Annotated in this window: 16 protein-coding genes; 11 read left to right on the top strand and 5 right to left on the bottom strand. The window is 34.9% G+C overall.

The genetic code is table 11. The features are described 5' to 3' along the window. Positions 1–3 precede the first annotated feature (3 nt). From Q0505_RS16150 to Q0505_RS16130, 5 genes are read right to left on the bottom strand one after another with little or no spacing between them, the layout of a single operon-like run. On the bottom strand, positions 4–1,419 hold the full coding sequence (locus Q0505_RS16150; RefSeq protein WP_299215085.1) for a glycosyltransferase: 1,416 nt from the start codon (positions 1,417–1,419) through the stop codon (positions 4–6). Next, positions 1,406–2,335: a hypothetical protein gene (locus tag Q0505_RS16145; RefSeq protein ID WP_299215083.1), complete on the bottom strand. Its 930-nt coding sequence runs from the start codon at positions 2,333–2,335 to the stop codon at positions 1,406–1,408. The genes Q0505_RS16150 and Q0505_RS16145 overlap by 14 nt, the downstream gene beginning before the upstream one ends. Continuing rightward, positions 2,332–2,691, bottom strand: a complete 360-nt coding sequence (locus Q0505_RS16140; RefSeq protein WP_299215081.1) for a response regulator — start codon at positions 2,689–2,691, stop codon at positions 2,332–2,334. The genes Q0505_RS16145 and Q0505_RS16140 overlap by 4 nt, the downstream gene beginning before the upstream one ends. Positions 2,692–2,703: 12 nt before the next feature. Next, a complete protein-coding gene (locus Q0505_RS16135; protein WP_299215079.1) occupies positions 2,704–3,648 on the bottom strand; it encodes a TerC family protein in 945 nt (314 codons plus the stop codon). 3 nt (positions 3,649–3,651) lie between these two features. After that, positions 3,652–4,917 (bottom strand): serine hydrolase, encoded by a 1,266-nt coding sequence (locus Q0505_RS16130; RefSeq protein WP_299215077.1) that lies wholly within the window; start codon positions 4,915–4,917, stop codon positions 3,652–3,654. 328 nt (positions 4,918–5,245) lie between these two features. Between Q0505_RS16130 and rimK the strand changes: the two genes are divergently transcribed. The 11 genes from rimK to Q0505_RS16075 all read left to right on the top strand — a co-directional run. Then, entirely contained in the window at positions 5,246–6,121 is an 876-nt protein-coding gene (rimK, locus tag Q0505_RS16125) for a 30S ribosomal protein S6--L-glutamate ligase (RefSeq protein ID WP_299215074.1), read from the top strand. Continuing rightward, a complete protein-coding gene (locus tag Q0505_RS16120; RefSeq protein ID WP_299215071.1) occupies positions 6,111–7,082 on the top strand; it encodes a succinylglutamate desuccinylase/aspartoacylase family protein in 972 nt (323 codons plus the stop codon). Before rimK ends, Q0505_RS16120 begins: the two co-directional genes overlap by 11 nt. A 409-nt stretch (positions 7,083–7,491) precedes the next feature. Next, entirely contained in the window at positions 7,492–8,187 is a 696-nt protein-coding gene (locus tag Q0505_RS16115) for a hypothetical protein (protein ID WP_299215068.1), read from the top strand. A 68-nt stretch (positions 8,188–8,255) separates the two neighbouring features. After that, a complete protein-coding gene (locus Q0505_RS16110) occupies positions 8,256–9,476 on the top strand; it encodes a cation:proton antiporter (protein WP_299215065.1) in 1,221 nt (406 codons plus the stop codon). A 226-nt stretch (positions 9,477–9,702) separates the two neighbouring features. Next, positions 9,703–10,065, top strand: coding sequence for a hypothetical protein (locus Q0505_RS16105; RefSeq protein WP_299215062.1), 363 nt, complete (start codon positions 9,703–9,705; stop codon positions 10,063–10,065). A 192-nt stretch (positions 10,066–10,257) separates the two neighbouring features. Further along, positions 10,258–11,322 (top strand): magnesium/cobalt transporter CorA, encoded by a 1,065-nt coding sequence (gene corA, locus Q0505_RS16100; RefSeq protein WP_299215059.1) that lies wholly within the window; start codon positions 10,258–10,260, stop codon positions 11,320–11,322. Positions 11,323–11,603: 281 nt separating this feature from the next. After that, a complete protein-coding gene (locus Q0505_RS16095; RefSeq protein ID WP_299215056.1) occupies positions 11,604–12,014 on the top strand; it encodes a hypothetical protein in 411 nt (136 codons plus the stop codon). Positions 12,015–12,492: 478 nt separating this feature from the next. After that, positions 12,493–14,154 carry an alpha/beta fold hydrolase gene (locus Q0505_RS16090; RefSeq protein ID WP_299215054.1) on the top strand — a complete coding sequence of 554 codons (1,662 nt, stop codon included), beginning with the start codon at positions 12,493–12,495 and terminating at the stop codon, positions 14,152–14,154. Between the two features lie 290 nt (positions 14,155–14,444). Next, the gene (locus Q0505_RS16085) at positions 14,445–17,459 is read left to right on the top strand and encodes a leucine-rich repeat domain-containing protein (RefSeq protein ID WP_299215051.1); all 3,015 of its coding nucleotides are present in this window, start codon (positions 14,445–14,447) and stop codon (positions 17,457–17,459) included. A 376-nt stretch (positions 17,460–17,835) separates the two neighbouring features. Then, positions 17,836–19,416: a tetratricopeptide repeat protein gene (locus Q0505_RS16080; RefSeq protein WP_299215048.1), complete on the top strand. Its 1,581-nt coding sequence runs from the start codon at positions 17,836–17,838 to the stop codon at positions 19,414–19,416. A gap of 754 nt (positions 19,417–20,170) precedes the next feature. Then, positions 20,171–21,873 (top strand): leucine-rich repeat domain-containing protein (locus tag Q0505_RS16075; protein WP_299215045.1); only part of this gene is annotated, 1,703 nt, incomplete at its 3' end.

The raw sequence follows: 21,873 nt of genomic DNA, 5'->3' as shown, positions 1-21,873 counted from the left end.
ATATCACTTAGTTGTGAACCCTTTTCTTGTCATTGTTCCCCAAGTAGATTTAATACCAAATATCTTTTTAAAATAGCCCTTTATTTCTGCATAGAGCATTATAGGGTGAGATATAAAAGATTCTAGATATGCTGCTAGAAGTAATTTTATAACCATGGAGCCTTTTGCATAATGTTTAAAATTAACGGTATATAATAATATAGCTGCGGTAGAAAATATACAGCCTATTAAATATACTACTACAAATAACGCAATAGCAACAGGCCAATTAATTAATCCGAATACCGTAAGTACAATCAAGCAAATAAGCCCCAAAAACTCTACAATGGGAGCACCTAATTCAAAAAAGACCCAATATGGAAAGAAAAGCATTCCCATAGTACGGTATTTTGGATTAAAAAAGAGCTGACGATGTTTTTTGATAGTTTCCCACAAACCTCGGGCCCAACGATCCCGTTGAGTGATATACACTTTACGTGTAGAAGGAGCTTCTGTCCAACATAGTGTTTCGGGAATGTAAACCACTTCATAAGGTTCACGTAATTGTTCCATATGACTACGCAATCTGATGCATAGTTCTAGATCTTCTCCTACTGTATTTTTATCGAAACCACCTACTTCTAGAACTCTTGACCTAGGATATAATCCAAAAGCGCCAGAAACCAGCATCAATCCATCTATGTGATGCCAAGCCATTCTTCCTAATAAAAAGGCTCTTATATATTCTACAACTTGAATTCTGGCAAGAATACTCTTAGGTATTTTTAATTCTTTCAATATTCCATTTTCTATAATTGAATCATTAGCGATACCTATGGCACCTCCGCAGGCAATAATCTCTTTGTCTAATTCTTCAAGATAAGGGCGTACCATTTTAAGTAAGGCATCTTGTTCAATAATACAGTCGGCATCTGTACAGAGGACTAAGTTCGTTTTCGCGTAAGCAATACCACAATTAAGAGCATCTGCTCGACCCCCATTTTGTTTATTTATAATGGTAAGATGCTTGTATTTCGGATCAGTACTTTTATAAATACCAATAACAGTAGCGTGTTGAATATGTTGGTCACTTTGATAAAAAGGGGCTATTTCAAGTTTAAACTCTGCGATAAGTTGTTGTAATGAATCGTCTTTACTTCCATCATTTACAATAATGAGTTCATAATAGGGATATTGGATAGATAGTAATGAGTATACGTTAATAATAATGGATTTCCCTTCATTATAGGCAGGTGCAATGAGACTTATACTAGGTAAGTCAATAGCTCCTTTCATATCATTTTCATTTAAAAATAAGCTTCTTTTCTTATTTTTATGAATGGCAGCTATTGCAAATAAAATTAAAAAGAAATAGCATATAAATAGTGCGATTCCATATACGAGAAAAAAATAGTCAATCCCGTTTTTAATTATTTCCATGCTGCTTTTCTTTATTTGTAGGTACTTGTTGCAAAGCTATCAATTGTGAGATTCTTATGGGTTGATTTGCTGTTGGTAGTAATGTTAATAGATTTTCTATTTTATAGAGTTGGTCTGCATTTAAATCAAACGTTTCAAGTACTTCTATAGCTGTTTCTGATACATTTTTATTAGGGTGCGCTAATTGTTCAATCACATAATTTTTATATGCATGCATTTCAAATCGCCGTATAAGACGTATTAAAAGTTCAATACCAAACGGATTTTGAGTTTCCAACGCTTTATTCATATACGTTAGGTCTGGAATAGGAAAATAATCCATTAGGTTTTCAATAATGCGTATTTGTTGCCATAAAGAGATGGGATATTTTAATTGTGGTAGTATTTTGAGGCTTTTCCAGCCCCAAAACCGAACCAATCCTATTTGAGCTTCTCGTCGTACCAGAACATTCTTATGGCTTATTAGTGGTTTGATACACGTTAGATGGCTCTTCAAATCCAGTTCATAAGACAACCAAATAGCCATCGCTTTTGGATACCAATTCTGCTTTTTTATCTTTTTATTTATCTCTTTATAAATACCACTTTCTTTACAAACTTGTTCGATCATGTTGTCATTTTCAGAATAAAATGTATCCTGAACTCTTATAAGTATACTTGATGCATATTGTAGTTTTCTCCCATTATTTAGTTTGATAGCAATAGTTTGATCATTATGTAAGTGCGTTGGCACGTTCAGTGCATTGCTTTCTGCGTATTCCATGGATAGTTTTTGTATAAAGAATGCATCTATTTTGGAGCGAGTTACATATCTCGATTGTCTGATAATAATAGAATACCCAATTACGACCCATAAAAAAACTAAGAAAATAACTAAACCTAAGGCTATAGTGTATAATAATTGTTCCTGCATCATAAATAATGTTTTAGTGTAGCCTTCAATTTGCTTAACTTTAAAGGGAATGGTATAGACGTGGTTGCTCCTAATAATTCAATTTCTGCTTTTATAGATGTATGATCCATGTGACATGTCACAATAATAGGCACATTAGGTAACTTCTTATTTAAAAAAGCAATGTATTCGTTTGTAGATAAGCCGTCTATAATAAGATCTGTAATTACCAAATCAACGTTCTGTTTTTTAAGTAATTCCTCTACTTCAAAAAAGCGTTGTGCTAAACTAAAAGTTAAGGTATCAGCTACCAAGTATCTTTGCATTATAGAAGAAACAATAATATCCTGATTGACAATTAAAATATATTTTTCTTCCATTTTCTATCTTACTTAAGAAATATCCTGTTTTGATTTAAGAGATGCCAGAACACCTATACTTAAGGATAAAATAATAAAACTTAGAGATACCCATTCAGGAAAATGAAAAAGATGAGTCATTATTAGTTTGATTCCCACAAATACTAAAATGGCTACAAGACTATATTTTAAGTAATGAAATTTTGTTGTCATATTGCTTAGAAAAAAGTACATAGATCGTAATCCCATGATGGCTAATATATTGGATGTAAACACTAAAAAGGAATCTGATGTAATCGCTAAAATAGCTGGAATACTATCTAATGCAAAAAGCACATCTGTAAATTCAACAATAATAAGTACTAAAAATAAAGGAGTTGCCACTCGCAGATATTTCTTCTTTACAAAAAAGCGTTCATCTTTAATTTCGGAAGTTATCGGGAATACTTTACGTACCATTTTAAAAACAAAAGATTGCTGTGGATCATATTCTTTTTCTTCTTTAGAAAAAAGCATTTTCAATGCTGTAAAAATCAAGAAAGCTCCAAAAATATAAGTAATCCAACTAATTTTTTGAATAAGTAATACCCCAAAAAATATCATGAGTGCTCTAAAAAACAGCGCTCCCAAAATTCCCCAAAAAAGAACTCTATGCTGAAATTTTAGCGGAATTTTAAAAGAGCTAAAAATGACAGAGATTACAAAAATATTGTCCAAACTTAGAGATAACTCTACTAAATATCCTGTCACGTACGTAACAGATGCATCCCATGGTGCTAAGTGATTAGGATTTGCTACCCAATTATTTTTAAAGATAAAAAAGATAACAAATGAAAAAAGTAATCCAATACTTACCCAAATACCTGTCCATATAGAAGCTTCTCTGGTACTAATTACATGAGGAACTTTATTAAACACTCCTAAATCTAATGCCAGAAATACTAGAATAATGCTAATAAAAATGATCCATACTACCATGCTTTAATTTCGTATAACTTTATCTATTCTACTCGCTAATGCTAAGTGATCTCCCGCTGAGTTTTTACGCAATACGTTAGTCATTAAGCAGACCATGTATTTTGAACCATCTGTATGCTCTATAATGGCAACAGAGTTCATATAGTTAAAAACATTTCCTTTGTATTTACCACACCCCTCGCCCTTAGTTTTATCACATTTATACAAACTCCCTGATTTAAAATAGACAGCAGCATCACGCAATTCTGGGGCTTGTGCATAGCGTATTCTTCTATCGGTCATATACATTAAACGCTTTATTTCAAGACTTGATTTTTCGTCTACAATCTTGCCTTGTTCTAGTTGCAGCATCCATTTCATGAGACCTAATGGAGAGCCTATGCTTCCTCCTTTACTACCCACGTACGGGTTTACGCCTCTTGTAAAAAAAGTTCCTAAACGCCACTCCTCTTCTGTAATACCCAAATCTCTTAAGGGTTGGTTTACAATAGAAACGGCTAGGTCTGTAATCTCATTTTTAGGTCCTGCTTTAAAGTATGCATCAGCATCTTCTTGAGTCATAGTTGGATATTTATCTCCAAAAGCAGCCATTAATAAAGCCTCTCTCCATACCACACTTGCTGCCCCATTATTACTTACAGATAGCGCGTGATCTGCCCATTCAAAGAGTGAAAAAACGTCACTAGCTACAGCTTGACGTTTTACCAATTTATTGGTTTCTATATTAAATACTGGAATGGTATGCTCATCTGTTAACACCCAGTTTCCACCTTTTACTATTTTCGTTTTTAAAAGAGATACACGTTTGTCATAATCAGTAGGATATATTTTTGCTAATTGATCAAACAAAGCGGTCACTACTACTAATTTGCCAACGCTCCCAGGCTGATATCCTCTGCTCTCATTTTGCTGTGCATATCGTAAACTGTCAGGCTTAGAAATATCCAATACAGTCACCGAGTAGCTATTGTCTAAACGAGGGAAAAGTGCATCGATTTTCTTTTGTAATGCGGCATCTTCTACTAAAATACTTTCTGTTGTATTTTGCTTTCGCGAAAGCAAATTTAGCTTGATATCATTAATGCTTTTATAAGCACCAGCAGGCAATTTAGCATCAGGCAGATCGCCAGAAATACTAAGCTGTAAATGCTTTAAACGTTTGATTCCTGAATATTGATACCCGTCTATTGGATAGACCGTATCATTTACAGGAAGCGTAAAAGCCATGCAAATAAAGGCGAGGACTCCTATTTTTAATGTTTTTATCATGGGATTATACTATGGTGTTTAAGAAAATCTCTTTTTGAGTATATATGTTTGGTATTATCGTTTTATTCAATAGTTGAGACACTAAATTATGATTAGGTCACATTTTATTTTAAATAGCAGTAATTTTGTAATACGATCTAAAATGAGTGACTTTTCTATTTTCTGAGTGTCTGTAATAGTGCTAAACACGCGCTACTATATAGAGGTTTATCAAAATCGAATATACTTCATCGACTTTAATAGTTCTGGATTGATTTTATTTGGAAGTCTTTTGTGGTTTTTACCATACATCTCCAAGAGCGTTTTTAATGTTTAAATAATTTAAAATATGAAATTAGTAATACTGTCTGCAAATCCAAATCTATATTCAACTAAGAGGTTGGTGGAAGCTGGCGAAAAAAAAGGTCATGAAATGTTGGTCATTGATCATACAAAGTGTGATTTAGTTATCGAAAAAAAGAAGCCAGGAATCATTTATAGAGGAACTGAAATTACAGGTATTGATGGAGTAATTCCTAGAATAGGTGCTTCTGTTACGTTTTTTGGAACCGCCGTAGTAAGACAGTTTGAGATGATGAAAGTTTTTAGTGCTACCGAGTCACAAGCGTTGGTAAGATCTAGAGATAAACTTAGAAGCTTGCAAATATTATCAAGAGCAGGTTTGGATTTACCCAAAACAGTCTTTAGTAATTATTCAAAAGATGTGGGCAGTGTTGTCGCTAAAGTAGGCGGTGCGCCTCTAGTCATAAAGCTGTTGGAAGGTACCCAAGGGATTGGGGTCGTATTAGCCGATAATCAAAATTCTGCGGAGTCTATGCTAGAAGCTTTTAATGGTCTTCAAGCCCGTGTAATTGTTCAAGAATTTATCAAAGAAGCAAAAGGAGCAGATTTAAGAGTATTTGTTGTAGATGGGGTTGTAGTAGGAGCTATGAAGCGACAAGGAAAAGAAGGGGAGTTTAGATCCAACCTGCATCGTGGAGGTTCTGCCGATATTATAACACTTACAGATGAAGAAGAGAATGCAGCATTAAAAGCAGCAAAAGTATTGGGACTGGGTATCGCAGGGGTAGATATGTTACAATCTGAGCGCGGTCCTTTAATATTGGAGGTGAACTCATCACCAGGATTAGAAGGTATTGAAGCTGCTACAGGTAAAGATATCGCTGGGCAAATTATTAAATATGTCGAAAGAAATGCAGAATAAAAAAATCGAAATATTAGGCCGTGCCATATCTAATGGAAAGGGAGTACAAATAAATCTTGATATTGCAAAGTTGCACACACGCACCAAGATCGAAGTGCCCATTATTGTAGAGAGGGCAAAGGAAGATGGGCCTACCTTATTAATAACAGGAGGGATTCACGGCAATGAGGTAAATGGTATCGAGATCGTTAGGCAGCTGGTGTCCAAAGGATATAATAAACCTCAGCGAGGCATGGTTATCTGTATTCCTGTGGTCAATATTTTTGGTTTTCTCAATAAAACACGTGAGTTTCCAGATGGACGTGATTTAAACAGAGTCTTTCCAGGCAGTCTGCGTGGTTCACTAGCAAGTAGGTTTGCTTATCATATCATTAAAGAAATATCTCCATTAGCCGAGTATTGTATTGATTATCATACTGGAGGAGATAGCCGTTTTAACGCTCCTCAAATAAGAGTAAGTCAAGGAGATGATGAGAGTATGAAATTGGCAGAAGTATTTGGATGTCCTTTTATATTACAATCAAAAAATAAAGAAAAATCCTTCAGAGAAACTCTACGTAAATTAGGTAAAAAAGTATTGTTATTTGAAGGAGGGAAAACGTTGTTTTTAGATGACGACGTTACAAAATCAGGAGTTTCTGGAGCACTTAGAGTGATGCAACATCTCGGAATGAGAGATTTTACAAAGGAGTTAGAGACAATGGAAAGTCCAACCATAAAGCCTACCATAATTAATCATTCTTCTTGGATCAGAGCAAAATATTCTGGAATGTTTCATTCTCACGTGCAGCTAGGTGCACACATTCATAAAGGCGATAAACTAGGTAGTATTTCAGACCCTTTTGGAGATTTTGAAAAACCTGTGAAAGCACTTTATGCGGGTTATGTGATATGTATTAATCAATATCCAATTGTAAATCAAGGAGATGCGATCATACATATATCAAAAGATACCCCATAATCGTATGCGTATTTTTCATAGTGCGCTTTCGCGAAAGCGTTACGAAGTAATAAATTCAATATAGCTAGTTGAATGAATCTTGCGATTCAGTGGGCGCGAAGGTTTTTAAGGATTTTAAATTAGCATCTCCTATATCACTTGCTTTGGAGATTAAGAACATATATTTGGTTGAATACCTAGTCAGCTTTTTCCAAAAATTATTTATACGCTTTAACGCTTCGTTCTCCCTATAGTCGTGAATCTCACAAGTTCGATTTCGCGCTCCTGTCTGCCAGCAGGTAGGATCGTACACAGCTTTCACTACTTCAAGAGTAAATTGTATTTTAAAATTATAGAAACTATCCCATTGTGACTTTTCTAAAAGTGATGTGTCATAACAATCAGTAACCTATTTATAGTATTATAGAAAATGAAAACACTATTTAACGTCGATATCACTAAATTTAAAACCATTCATGAACTACAAAATGCTTGGACGGACCAGAAGTATATAGCTCTTCTAGATCAAATGGAATATGGTGATACTTCAGAAATTGCACCATCAGATTTAAAAGAAATGTGCATGATGGCGCTCACAGATAATGAGCCAGATGAAGCTGCAAAAATAATGCTAGACTATGTTTTTGGTGATCGATTAAATGAGGGGCAAAAGAACAATCTCTCTCACGAGATGATTGAAGAAAAAATCTGGGAAGAATACGCAGACCTTTCCATGCATGAAGAATTCTTTAATGTTGGACAGTTTCTATATCAAGCATATAATGGGAAATTTCCTCATCCAGAAGCTGTACAATTTCAAGTAACTATTACAGCAAAAAACGCCAATGAATTAGCTGTTTTTGAAGGAGAAAATGAAGCGGCTATCTTAAGATTGCTTATTAAAGGGATGCCAGTAAACACTCTTATTCATCGACTTTTTAAAGAGGAGTTAGAGGGAGAAACATTTACAGAGGCAAAAGACATTATCTGGCAAATCAGAAAAATAGGATCAGAAGGCAATACGATCACTTTTGAAGTCATTTCATCTTTATACTGGTTTCATGATTTAAAATTTATTGAATCTTTTGAGGCGACAACACATAAAGATGAAATTAGTATTGATTAATTATATTTAAGTTAGATCTATAGCTTTTTAATAGCCAAATCTCAAAAAAGATACTATTTTAAAAACCAATGAATTTATACTTCTTAACACTTTTAACTTCTTCTACTGCTATTGATGGGATTATCATTTTGGTATCTATCCTTGCGTTAGTCGTTATTGGTTTAAGTATGGTGTTGCGTAAATTCAATCAAACCTACATTATAGGGTATATAATTACAGGAGTACTTTTAGGTGAGCATGGAGCTGGTTTTATAGAAGATAAAGAATCTATTTACTTATTAGGCGAACTAGGTATTATACTCCTTCTCTTTTTTATAGGGATGGAAATTAATATTATTGATTTTGTAAAACGATGGAGGGTTGCTGTCTTAGGCACATTAGCACAAATATCTTTTAGTGTCATTATCGTTTTAACTATCGGTTATTTTATAGATTGGACCTATGCACGTTCTATAGTGCTAGGTTTTGTAATCGCCTTAAGCAGCTCTGCTGTAGTTATAAAACTGCTTCAAGACAAACAGCTTATTACGACTAAAGTAGGTAAAAACGTATTGAGCATTTTATTAGCTCAAGATGTAGCTTTAGTCCCCTTGTTAATTATCATCTCTCAATTGGGAGGAAAAGAACAGTCTACTCAAAGTCTTGTTTTGATGATTATTGGGGCAACTATGGTTGTGGCAACGCTTATTTATATATATGTAAAAGGACGCCTGCATATTCCATTTGCAAAGCATATTGAAAGTGATTATGAGCTACAGGTGTTTATGGCAATTTTTCTCTGTTTTGGAGGTGCTTTATTCACGTTACTCTTTGGCTTGTCTGGAGCGCTTGGTGCTTTTGTAGGAGGTATGATTATCAATGCGGCAAAAGAAACAGATTGGATTCATGATACATTACATTCCTTTAGAGTATTATTTGTATCCTTCTTTTTTATAAGTGTAGGCTTACAAATTGACCTTGTTTTTCTAGAAGAGCATTTGTCTACAATTTTACTCGTCTTAGTGGTTGTGTATGTAACAAACCATTTTTTGAATTCTGTCATTTTACGCTTCTTTTCCTGTACTTGGGAAGAAGCCTTGTTAGGAGGTGCTTTACTAGCTCAGATAGGAGAACTTAGTTTTTTATTAAGCTCTACAGCGTTAAGTTTAGGTATCATTGCTGATTATGGCTATAAGTTTACGATTAGTTTGATATCGCTTACACTCGTCATTAGTCCTTTCTGGATTGTTATTACAGAAAAGTGTCTTCAATTGAATAACAAGAAAAAGGCGCTCAAAATAAAAAGCTAACAAAAAGTATAAAGCAAAAACATCCTAGAGTATGGTTGTTATAAGTAATCCTATGAAAATAGGTTTACGAGTATCACTAGATGATTTGGGGTTTATGCTGGGTACGCTTTCGCGAAAGCAAAAAAAAAATGTGACCTTATACTACTTTTAGTGTCTTAAAAATGTAGCCCAATAGCAATAGACGATTTTGGGAAGAAAAATAAAATAACATAAATACCTATACATCATGAAAACATTAAAATTAGTACCGTTATTTTTAATTGCATTCTTATTTTGTAACTACAGCGCTGTAGCTCAAGAAGACGATGACGAATTTGAAGAAGAAAGCTCACTTACTACTGTAAAAGCCGTTTATTTAGGTATGGTAGGTGATGTATATACATTTAGCTACAAGGATGAAGACGGAGTGGAAGATAAAATGACCTTTGATAAAATAACTGATGAAGTAAAAAAGATGTATGATCTTACAACAAAAGCTTTGGTAGGTAAAACATTTGAGCTTACTTTTTCTACAGAAAACGTACCAGATGAAGATGATGAAGACATCCTTACAAGTGTAAACACGATTATATCTTTAAAACAATTATAACCTATTTTTGTTGTAAATTCTAAATAGCAAACTTTATATTAAAGCTGAATAATGATCATATTGTTCAGCTTTTTTAATGTGTAATTTTTCTTTTACATAGTTACTTTTAATTACTTTTCTACCAACAGTTTTGAATAGTTTCATAAAACAAATTATCTTGTAGAAGAACAGAAACAAAATAATAAATAGTTAATGGCAAGATTTACAAAAAAGAAAAGAGACGAAATAGGAAGACCCCCTGATGAGTTATTCTTTCGTGGAGAAAAGAAAATAGCTAGTGTAAGATTAAAAATCATTGATTTTGACGCTAGTAACTATGAAGAGGTAAAATTATCAAAAACCAAAGAAGTTATTAAATATAGAGATAGTAATTCAGTTACTTGGTTTAATATTGATGGGTTACACAATGCAGATGCCCTAAAGAATATTGCGATGACCTTCAAGTTAGATAATTTAATTCTAGCAGATGTAATGGATACGCAAGCACGTCCCAAAGTGCATAATTATGATAATTGCGTAGCATTATCTATAAAAATGCTCAGACAAGATGAGACATCCTATGAAATTACAGTAGAAAACTTAAGTATCATTCTTACAAAATCAGTATTATTATCATTTCAAGAGCGTGATGGAGATGTATTTGATCCTGTAAGAGAGCGCATTAGAAATGAAAAAAGACGTATTAGAAAATCTGGAACAGATTATTTAATGTATGCTTTATTAGATATAGTAATAGACAACTACATCTTTATTATCAGTAATCTTGGGGAGAAAATAGAAGACTTAGAAGATGAGTTATTAGACAATCCTAGCCGAGATATATTAGAAAATATTAATTCGTTAAAAAAAGAACTTAACTTTTTAAGAAAGAATATTAATCCTGCTAAGGAAATGATATTAGCGCTTTCTAAGATAGAGTCCGATTTTATAAATGAAGCAAGTTTAGTACATTTTAAAGAGCTTGTAGGAAATATTGATCAAGCGATAGAATCTTCAGATAGTTACCGAGAAATTCTTTCGGATCAATTAAATATTTATCATACAACCATAAGCTCTAAGCTGAATGATGTCATGAAATTATTGACGGTATTTTCTGTAATTTTTATACCATTAACCTTTATTGCAGGTATTTATGGAACCAACTTTGATTTTGTTCCAGAATTAAAATATAAATACAGCTATTTTGTCATGTGGGGAGTGATGTTTTTCCTAACCTTAGCCATGTTATTTTATTTTAAAAAGAGAAAATGGCTTTAATACTTTTATAGCTAATAAGAATAGCTATACATAGGTTATAAAAAGTAAGAATAAGGTATTTAAAAGCTAGTAAAGCGTATCATAATCATCGTATTTTTTATCATTTCTTTTTCTGCATCTACACAGGAAAACGATAGTATCGCCATTGCATTTAAGTTACAAGTACAATAAGCTAGTTCAGATTCTATTAGAATCCCGCCGCAAATGAGACATAAGAGGCAGGAGTCGAAAAATTAAAAGCAGATCTTGCCCTAGTAAATCGGGAACGTGAGCTAAAAAAAGTGGTGGTAGAAAATTCTGTACGCGAAGAAATTATAAAAAATACATTGGATGAGATCAAACAGGTGATCTCGTTAGAAAATGAGAAAGAACGCCAGGCAACATTACGGTCCCTGTCTGCCTCACTACTTTCAGAGAAAGTATCTCAAAAAACATCCTCTACACTTCAAGCGTATCTCGATGAGATAAGTATCGACTTTAAAGTAGTATTAGATACGCATTTTCCACAGTTAAAAGCGAATGAAAAAGAATTGTTGTGTTTGATGAAAATGGGACTGAATACAACAGAAATTAGTAAACTTCAAAATAATACGATAGCCGCTATAAAGTCTTCTAGATATCGTATTCGTAAAAAAATCGGGTTAGATTCTAAGCAAGATATTATTGCTTTTATTAGTGAGACGCCGTTTTAAAAAGTTGTGAAGCAACAAATTTAAAATGGCTCGTTGAACTGATCCCTCTATTTACTGAACTTGTTTCAGTAAATAGAGGGATCTAATACTTTGAAGCATGCTTCGGAAACTAAAAAAAATATTCTATTGAATGCCTCATGGACTTGCCTCGAGGATTATTTTCTGATCATCAAGACGCTACTTCTTAATGATCTTAAGAGAATAGTGTTTTTATACGCTTTCGCGAAAGCGCACCAAACCTGAATACCTATAGCAAGGTTTTTATATTGCGATTGGACTGAATAGTTATATACCGCTGGTTATAAGCGATTTAAAGATGTTGCTACCTTTTTGCTACCCTAGTTTGTTTGACTTGTAAGCTCAACTACAGTTACTTTGTTATTGTCTTAAAAAAGTCCGAAACACTTATATTTTACATTTATTTTTAATGGATGTAGAAGAATAAAATAAGGGGCACAAACGAGCAAAAGGCACTTTTATGAAACCCTCTATACAATACACAAAAAGCGGAAACATTAATATTGCCTACCAAGTTTTTGGTTCAGGACCTATCGATTTGGTGTATATCCCAGGATGGGTTTCTAATATTGATTGGATGTGGGCGTGTCCTGAGTTAGTCAATTTTTTCCAAGAATTAGGGAAGGTAGCCAGAGTGATCCTTTTTGATAAGCGAGGTACGGGACTTTCAGATCGTGTTGTGGAGATCTCTACCTTAGAAGAACGCATGGAAGATATCAAGGCAGTCATGGATGCTACAAGATCTGAAAAAGCTGTGCTATTTGGACACTCTGAAGGCGGGAGTGTGTCTGCCTTATTTAGTGCTACCTATCCTAATCGGGTCTTGGCATTGACAGCTTTTGGAATTTTTGCGAAGCGACGCTATTCTGCAGACTACCCTTGGGCACCCACAGATGCCGAGCGTCAGAAAGTATATGACATGATTGAGAATAGTTGGGGGAGTGGTCAAATGAATCTAGAAACGCTAGCACCTTCTAAAGCCAATGACCCACAATTTATGGGTTGGTTAGCGAGTTATTTTAGATCTGGCGCAAGCCCTCAAGCAGCGATGCAGCTTACCAAGATGAATACACAAGTAAATATCATCGATATTTTAGAGTATATAAAAGTACCTACCCTTCTCATGCAACGCACCCATGACATTGATGTAAAAATTGAAGAAGGTCGGTTTATTGCAAAACATATTAAAGGGGCAAAATTTGTGGAGTTTGATGGGAATGACCACCTTTTTTGGGCAGGAAATACACGAGAAGTGTTGGATGAACTAAAAGATTTTATTAAAGGACTAACACCCAGTGCAACACCTAAAAAAGGACTCATCACGATACTATTTGGTAAAGTGATCGCTACCTCATTGGGAAGAACAAAATCTACAGCTATAAAACAATGTATTGCTAAACATTCTGGGATCCTATTAGATATAGATGATGAACGTTTTATCGCAGGTTTTAAGGTTCCGGGAAAAGCCGTACAGAGTGGTCTCGATATACTAGATAGTTTTCAACATGAAAATAACTACTTAAATTTAGGACTCTATGCTAAAGAAGACTGTTTAGCAGATGGATACAGTATAGATAGGAGGGATGTGTATATGTATAACACAATACTTCCTCATTCTGTATCTCATAACCTCATCATAACACAAACCATTAAGCACTTGCTATCGGGATCAAAATTTCACTTTACAGAAGAAACGTCTATATTACACTATACTTTTGGAGCCTTGTGTAAGCTCTACCAAGTAAGTAATACAGATAGCGTTGAGAATGTATCATTGTTAGCACACTCAAGTAGTTTTTCTAAATATGATTCGTTCTTAGAAGACCTCATCACGATTATACATCAGCACATTGATAATTCTTCTTTTGGTGTAGAAATGCTCACGAAAAGTCTTGGGATGAGTGAGCGCCAGTTACAGCGCAAGGTAAAAGAAGCAACAGGCAAATCACCAGGACAACTGATTACGTGTACACGTTTGAGTAAAGCCAAAGAGGCATTGACACATCATAGGTATACAGTAGCTGAAATCGCATTTTTATGTGGATTTTCTAGCCCTTCCTATTTCACAAAATGCTTTAAAAAAGAGTTTGGCTTTACGCCAACAGGCATCGCTATTTCCTAATACATATTCTTAAAAAGTACACACAGATACAAACGTATTAAAAATGCAAAACTGTATGTAATATGTCGGTTTTGTACTAGCATTGTGCGGTATTGTGACAGCCTTATATCGTAGCTAAAAGTATTTTTACCCCTGTTTTAACACACATTAAATAGATACAATCAAGAAGAAGAATTGCCAAGTTCTAATATTCCTGTTTAGGGTCGTTTTTTCATCTTCAGTTATATTTTTTTTATATAAAAGCACCTAGACCTTAGTATTGCATCACATACATAACAAAGCATTATAACATGAAACAACACTTATTAAATTTCGTTTTTTTTTTAGTAGCTGCAACGAGTTTTGCGCAAACCACCTTTACAGCAGATGGGTTAAACTACGAGGTAATAGCTATCAACCCTAACGAGGTAACACTCACAGGAAGTACTACTGCTATTTCCAGTTTAATCATACCTGCAACCGTATCAGATGGGGTAGATACTTTTACGGTAGTAGCTATAGCAAATGCTGCCTTTGAAAGCGTAGGCTTAACGAGTGTGAGCTTTCCCAGTACACTACGGGATTTGGGTCAAGTAACATTTCGTTTTAACGCTTTAACGACAGTGGTTATACCAGAGGGAATAACTGATATCCCACAACGTTGTTTCTCTAATAATGATTTAACAAGTGTTACCTTACCTAATAGCCTTGAAACGATTGGTTTTAGATCTTTTGAAAATAATGACCTTACAAATCTTGTTTTACCAGAAAATATTACGAACATTTCACAATTAGCTTTTAAAAGTTCTCCATTAAATGCTATTAACTCTTTAAATCCTATGCCGCCAAGTATTGCTATAGGAGGAAGCAATGACTCTTTTGCTAATGAAGGAAATATAGATTTAACTGTACCAGATAGCACAGAAGCGGCTTATGAAGCAGCAGGTTGGGTAGGTTTTAATTCAGTGAATGGAGTGGTTAACTTTGAAGTAGGTGATACCTTTATCGAAAATAATTTGAATTACACGGTAACCTCATTATCTCCTAATGAAGTGAGCGTTACAGGGGGGAATTCAGTTCCTCAAAATCTCACAATCAATGAAACTGTGAGCAACGGAGGATCAGATTTTGTAGTTACTGCTGTAGGAAGTAGTGCGTTTATTTCTAATGGTTTAACAAGTGTTTCGTTGCCTAATACAATCACAACGATAGAAGGGCAGGCATTTCGTAATAATCAATTAACGAGTATTACTATTCCAGAGAATGTAAGCCTTGTCGCTTTTCGAGCATTTCTAGGTAATCCGCTCGTTGCGGTTACTGCTTTGGGAAGCACTCCTGCAAATATCACGACAGACGTAACTACCGATTCTTTTGGGGTACGAAGTAATATCGATTTAACCATACCATCAGGCACACAACTAGACTATCTTAATAATGGATGGACAGGATTTGCAACGATCAATGGAGAATTACCACTAGAAGTAGGAAATACATTAGAGGTTGGTGGATTTTCCTACACGGTTACAGCCTTAGATCCTACAGAAGTTGAAGCAGCGGGAGGAACTACCATACCAACCAATTTAATAATTCCTGAAGCCGTATTAATCCAAGATGTTAGCTTTACTGTCGTGGGTATTGGCGATGGAGCTTTTGAATCTTCTGGTTTGACAAGTGTAACTTTTCCTACTACGATCCGCGCTATAGGTACTGAGGCATTTCGATTTAATGCACTTACTTCTGTAGTTATACCAGAAGGGGTTACAGACGTACCTAACAGGTGTTTTTCCAGCAATGATTTAACGAGTGTTACATTTCCAAGTAGCTTGGAAACAATAGGTTTTAGGTCTTTCGAAAATAATGAATTGGCAAGTCTTCTACTGCCAGAAAATGTAGTAAGTATTGGTCAACTTGCTTTTAATAATTCGACTTTAAATAGTATTAACTCTTTAAATCCAACACCACCTAGTGTTGTTTTAGGAACTAGTAACGATTCTTTTAGTAACGAAAATAACATAGACTTAACAGTCCCAGAAGGCACAGAAGCAGCTTATGAAGCTGTGGGTTGGGTAAATTTTAATTCGGTAAATGGAGTGATTAATTTTGAAGAGGGAGACATCTTTACTGAAAATAATTTGAACTACACGGTTTCATCAATATCCCCTAATGAAGTGACGATTACAGGAGGAATCGCTGTTCCTCAGGACCTTGTTATTGATGCTATGGTTAGTAGTGGTGATTCAGATTTTACAGTCACCGCAATAGGAGGTAGCGCGTTTGATGCTAGCGATTTAACAAGTGTGATCCTTCCTAATACGATAGTGAGTATTGGAGCAAGTAGTTTTCGCAATAACCAATTAACGAGTGTTATATTACCCAATAATTTGGTGTCTATAGGTGGGCAAGGCTTTCGTAATAACCAATTAACAAGTATTACAATTCCAGCCAATGTTACTCATATAGCTTTTCGTGCTTTTGAAGGAAATCCATTATCCGAAGTTACGGCACTAGGCAGTTCACCAGCTAGTATCACAACAGGAAATAACGATACGTTTAGCAATCGATCAAATATAGATTTAACGATACCCACAGGAACTACACAAGATTATCTAGAAAGAGGTTGGATTAATTTTAATTCCATTATAGAAATAGATGTAAACATTACCGTAGCTCCCAAAGTGTTCTTACAAGGCGCTGCGACAAATCCTATTACTGGAGAAGAAGACTTAATGCGCGATGATTTACGGGCAAATAATGTACTCCTAACAATTTCCCCCTATGGTGATGGCGCAACCGTAGACCCAACTGTTTTTACTACTACGGGCGCCAATGCCATTGTAGATTGGATACTGGTTGAACTGCGCACTGGAGCTGATAATGAAAATACGACTGTTGTAAACAGTACGTCTGCATTCCTACAACGTGACGGCGATATTGTAGGACTAGATGGAACATCAACGATCACTTTTACAGAAGAAAATGGAGACTATTTCATAGCCATTAGACACCGCAATCATATTGGTGTGATGGCAGCTGTACCTGTTTCATTGAGTAGCACGGTGATTAGCTTAGATTTTACACAAGATGCCGCTTTCGCGAAAGGGGAAAACCTCGCCCTTACCCAAGTCAATGGCACCTTTGCCATGATTGCCGGTGACGCAGACGGCAGTAGCCAGATTCTCAATACAGATATTACAGAAGCCTTAAGCCTTGCTGGAGGAGGAGAAAGCTACTCCAATGCAGATGCAGATATGAATGGCTTTATATTGAACAGTGATATACAACTACTGGTGCTTGCAAATTCTGGTACGGTGCAGCAGTTTGATTAGTGAAACGCTGTTTTGTAAAGTCTGAAAGACGCATACAAAATAGGTAGTTGAACTCCTGTCCATCCGGCAGGCGGGAATCCGGCTGTTTGCTGAACTCGTTTCAGTATCTAGCGGGAGCTATGAATTGTAAAGTTTCTGGTTGTGCTTTCGCGAAAGTGTTAAATACGCATACGTTAAAAATAGTAAATAGCACTTCTTTACAAAATCTTAGTATCTTTATCTTGAATTACGAATTACAAATTAATGTATTCACTTATTTTAATTTAACCATTTGAGACACTTCGCCCCCTGTAGTATTAAAACGTTTTTAATCTCCTTATTCTTTTATATAAAAATTTGTCCTGCCCATGCTCAATTACAAGGTAAAAAGCCAGATGTGCGAGTACAAAGAATAGAGAAGATAAAATTAGAAATCGAGAAGGCAGACTCAGATTCTTTAAAGTTGCCTCTTAGAACAGAACTAGCAGGTCAATTATCGTATTTTGATGGGAATATTGCTAAAGAAATCTTTCTAGATGTTCAAAAAATTATTAAAGATAAAGGCTATAAGAGTGATCATTATCAAAAGCTAGAAGCAGAATTATTGTATAGTCTGTCAAGTGTATCCTTAAACCTGCAGGATACTGCAGAAGCCTTGAAGTATGCACGTGAGGCATTAGCTATTGCTACAGAGATTGAGTATGATATGATTATAGGTAGATCTATAAGTAACCTGGGTAATATTTACTCAAGACAAATGGATTTTGAGAAAGCAAAACAATTTCATAAACGTGCATTAGCAATCCAAAAAAAGGCAAACTCAACGTATGGACAAGCACTTACTTTAAATCGAATAGGAAGAGTATTTAGTAGACAGAAAATGATGGATTCTGCTGCATATTACTACAAAATGGCAATAGAAGTTGATACCTCTAAAACGCATAGACTACAGATAAAGGGAAACTTAGCGGGTGTCTATGCAAAAGCAGAAAAATACGATCTAGCTGCTAGCATCTATCTAGAAAATTTACAACTGTTAGATCCAACTGCGTATAATGTCAGAGCACAGAACCATTTAAGTCTAGCGAGAATATATGACAAATATAAAGAGCATAGCAAAGCAAATGCACATGTAGATAGTGCTATTTTCTTTGCAGAAAAGATTAACGCCTTGTTTTTAATACAAGCTGCGTACCACGCTAAAGTTGGAATAGCCCATAATGACAAAAAATTTACAGAATCTTATGAAGCTTTTTTAATCCAAGATAAATATAAGGATTCTATAGTACAAGAAGATACTACAAAACGTTTTGCAGATCTGGAATTTTCCTATCAGTATAAAAATGAAAGGGAGCTTACGGCAAGTCAATTGGAAAATGAAACTTCAAAGAAGCGTTTGTATTTCATATTACTTTTTGTAGTAGCATTACTAGCGTTAGTATCCATATATTTTATTCTAAAAGGTAAAAAACAAAAAATTGCCTTAGCCGAAAATGCTGTAGAGCTTAAAGAGATGGAAAAAATAAAGTCAGATTTAGTGCTGGCTAATCGAGAGAATGAGTTAAAGAAAGTAGTGATAGAACATTCTATTACAGAAGAAGTCCTGAATAAAACACTAGATGACATAAAAGAAATTGTCACCTTTCAAGATGAAATTGAACGCAAGAAGGCCCTGAGATCCTTATCATTATCCTTAATTTCAGAGAAAACCAGACATACTTCTACATCAAGTCTACAATCGTATCTAGATAAAGTAGAGATAGATTTTAAAATACATTTAGATCAAAACTTTCAACAATTTAGTGCTAAGGAAAAAGAATTGGTATGTCTTTTAAAATTAGGACTTACGTCCAATGAAATTAGTAAAGTATTAAACACCTCAATTCCATCTGTGAAGTCCACAAGATACCGTATCCGTAAAAAACTAAATATTGACCCCAATACAGATATTATTGAATACATCGAAAAGAAAGTATAGGGACCTTTCTTCTAGTACTTAGTATGCAATAGCGCTATGAAAACTACAAAGGTTAGTTGACAAACACATACTACCTTAAATTCGTACTATTCTCATTACTTTCTGTTTGAAAAATCACTAGTGTCCGATTAAAATTAATACACATCTATTAGCACTATACTATAGCAAGTATTGTAAACGTTTTTAATAAATAAACCCTGGATGTCCTTTACATTAGTATTTTAGGTAGAGGTGAAGAAAATCTATTACATATTGTAGGTTTAATAGATATGCGCTCCTGTCTGCCGACAGGCAGGTTTACAAAATCGAGCTTGCGAGACTTACTTGCAGGTAGGTCCACGACCAACGGGAGAGCGAAGCGGTAAAGCGTATCCCAAATTCATTTCTTGAGGCGTACTATTCTCTTTTCTAAAGCTATTATTGATGCCAAATACGAGTAACATTTCCTAAGCGTACTGCGCATCGTTGACGTTTTTGCTCAAATACACATTGATTTATAGTCGTCAAATTAAAAACTCTCTTTTAGATAGCGTGCGTTTTTCAGCTTCAGGTCTCATTTTTCACACTGCGTATTTGAGTTTTTTAATCAACACAAATGTAAATATTTGTAAATCAGTAATTTGTAAATTAAGAGGGGGTTTTGATACCCCATTTTTTTAGGTAAAAAAGAGAATCCCAAGTAGTTTTGAATTCAAAAGAAGACCTATTTTCAGAAGAGGTTTTGAACACATATCAATTCTTAAAATTAATACGAATGAAGAAGTTTTTTATTGCTACAACACTCACACTGTTTTTTATGACAGTAAGTTTTGCCCAAACCTTTACCGTAGATGGTTTAACGTATACTGTAATCGATACAGACACCAATGAAGTGGAAGTTACAGATGGAGATGTAACTACAGGTTTAATAATCCCGTCTACGGTAATAAATGATGAAATTACGTATACAGTTACGGCAATAGGAGAAGATGCCTTACCTGCAAAAGGATTGAGGAATTTAACACTTCCTAATACGTTAGTAACTATAGGATCAAGGGCTTTTGAAAGAAACAGAAGACTCCCAGTATTAATTATTCCCAAAAATGTAACTAGTATTGGTAATAAGGCTTTTATAGAGACTGACGATTTAGTATCGGTTACTTCTATTAATACGACACCGCCCACTTTAGGAACTACTGTTTTTGGGGGAAACAATAATATAAAAAAAAATCTTACAGTTCCTGTAGGAACTGTACAAGCCTATTTAGATGCGGGTTGGACTGCTTTTTTTTCTGTAAATGGGGTAGCTACTATTGGTAAAAGATTTAAAATAGATGGAATCACCTATGAGGTAGGCTCTAATACTCCAAACGAGGTGAAAGTTAGAGGTAATACAAATAGTGGTGCTATTGTTATTCCATCTCAAATTGAACATCTTGGCTTTACATTTTCTGTAACCGAAATAGGTGTTGAAGCTTTTGAAGGAGATGGTATCACAAGCGTCAGTATACCTACTAGTGTGACTCAAATAAGAGGAGAAGCTTTTCATGATAATGAGTTAACGAGTCTTGTAATTCCTACTAGTGTAACAAGTATAGGCACTGGTGCTTTTAGACAAAATAATCTGACAGACCTTAGTATTCCTACTAGTGTAACTAGTATAGGTAACAATGCTTTTAGAGAAAATAGTTTAACAAGCATTATCATTGGAAATAATGTAGCCACTATTGGAGATAATGCTTTTAGGGGTAATCAATTGGAAACCGTCACCATTCCTGCTCAAGTTACTACTATAGGAGGAGGAGCTTTTGCGGGAAATCCTAACGTATTAACCGTGGTGTCTCTGGCTACCACACCTCCATCAATAGTCCAGGATACACCCGATGTCGTTGGAAGTTTTGGTGAAGTTGATCAAATAGAGTTAACGGTACCTACGGGTACTACACAGGCGTATTTAAATGCAAGCTGGACAGGTTTTAAATCTATAAATGGAGCAATTGATGCATTTACCATAGAGGGCATTAGTTATCAAGTAACCTCCTTAGATAACAACAACAATACTGTAAAAATTACGGGCAATATAAATAGTGGTGCTATTACCATTCCATCTCAAGTGACTGATAATGAAGGTGAAGGTGGTATTACGTATACTGTAACCGAAATAGGTGATGGTGCCTTTCGCGACGATACTGTAACCAGTATTGTGATTCCAGATGGGGTAACCCACATAGGTAACGGTGCTTTTAGAGAAAATACTATAACAGCGGTTAGTATTCCTAGTAGTGTCACCAGTATAGGTAACGGTTCTTTTGCAGAAAATAATATAACAACCCTCTCTATTGGAAATAATGTAACCACTATCGGCAATAATACTTTTAGATTTAATCAATTGGAAACTGTTACCATTCCTGCTCAAGTTACTACTATAGGAGGAGGAGCTTTTGCGGGAAATCCTAACGTATTAACCGTGGTGTCTCT

Source organism: uncultured Dokdonia sp., assembly GCF_937910895.1.
Classification (GTDB): Bacteria; Bacteroidota; Bacteroidia; order Flavobacteriales; family Flavobacteriaceae; genus Dokdonia.
The sequence above is the reverse complement of the archived record's forward strand: the minus strand, read 5'-3'. Positions and strand labels throughout refer to the sequence as shown.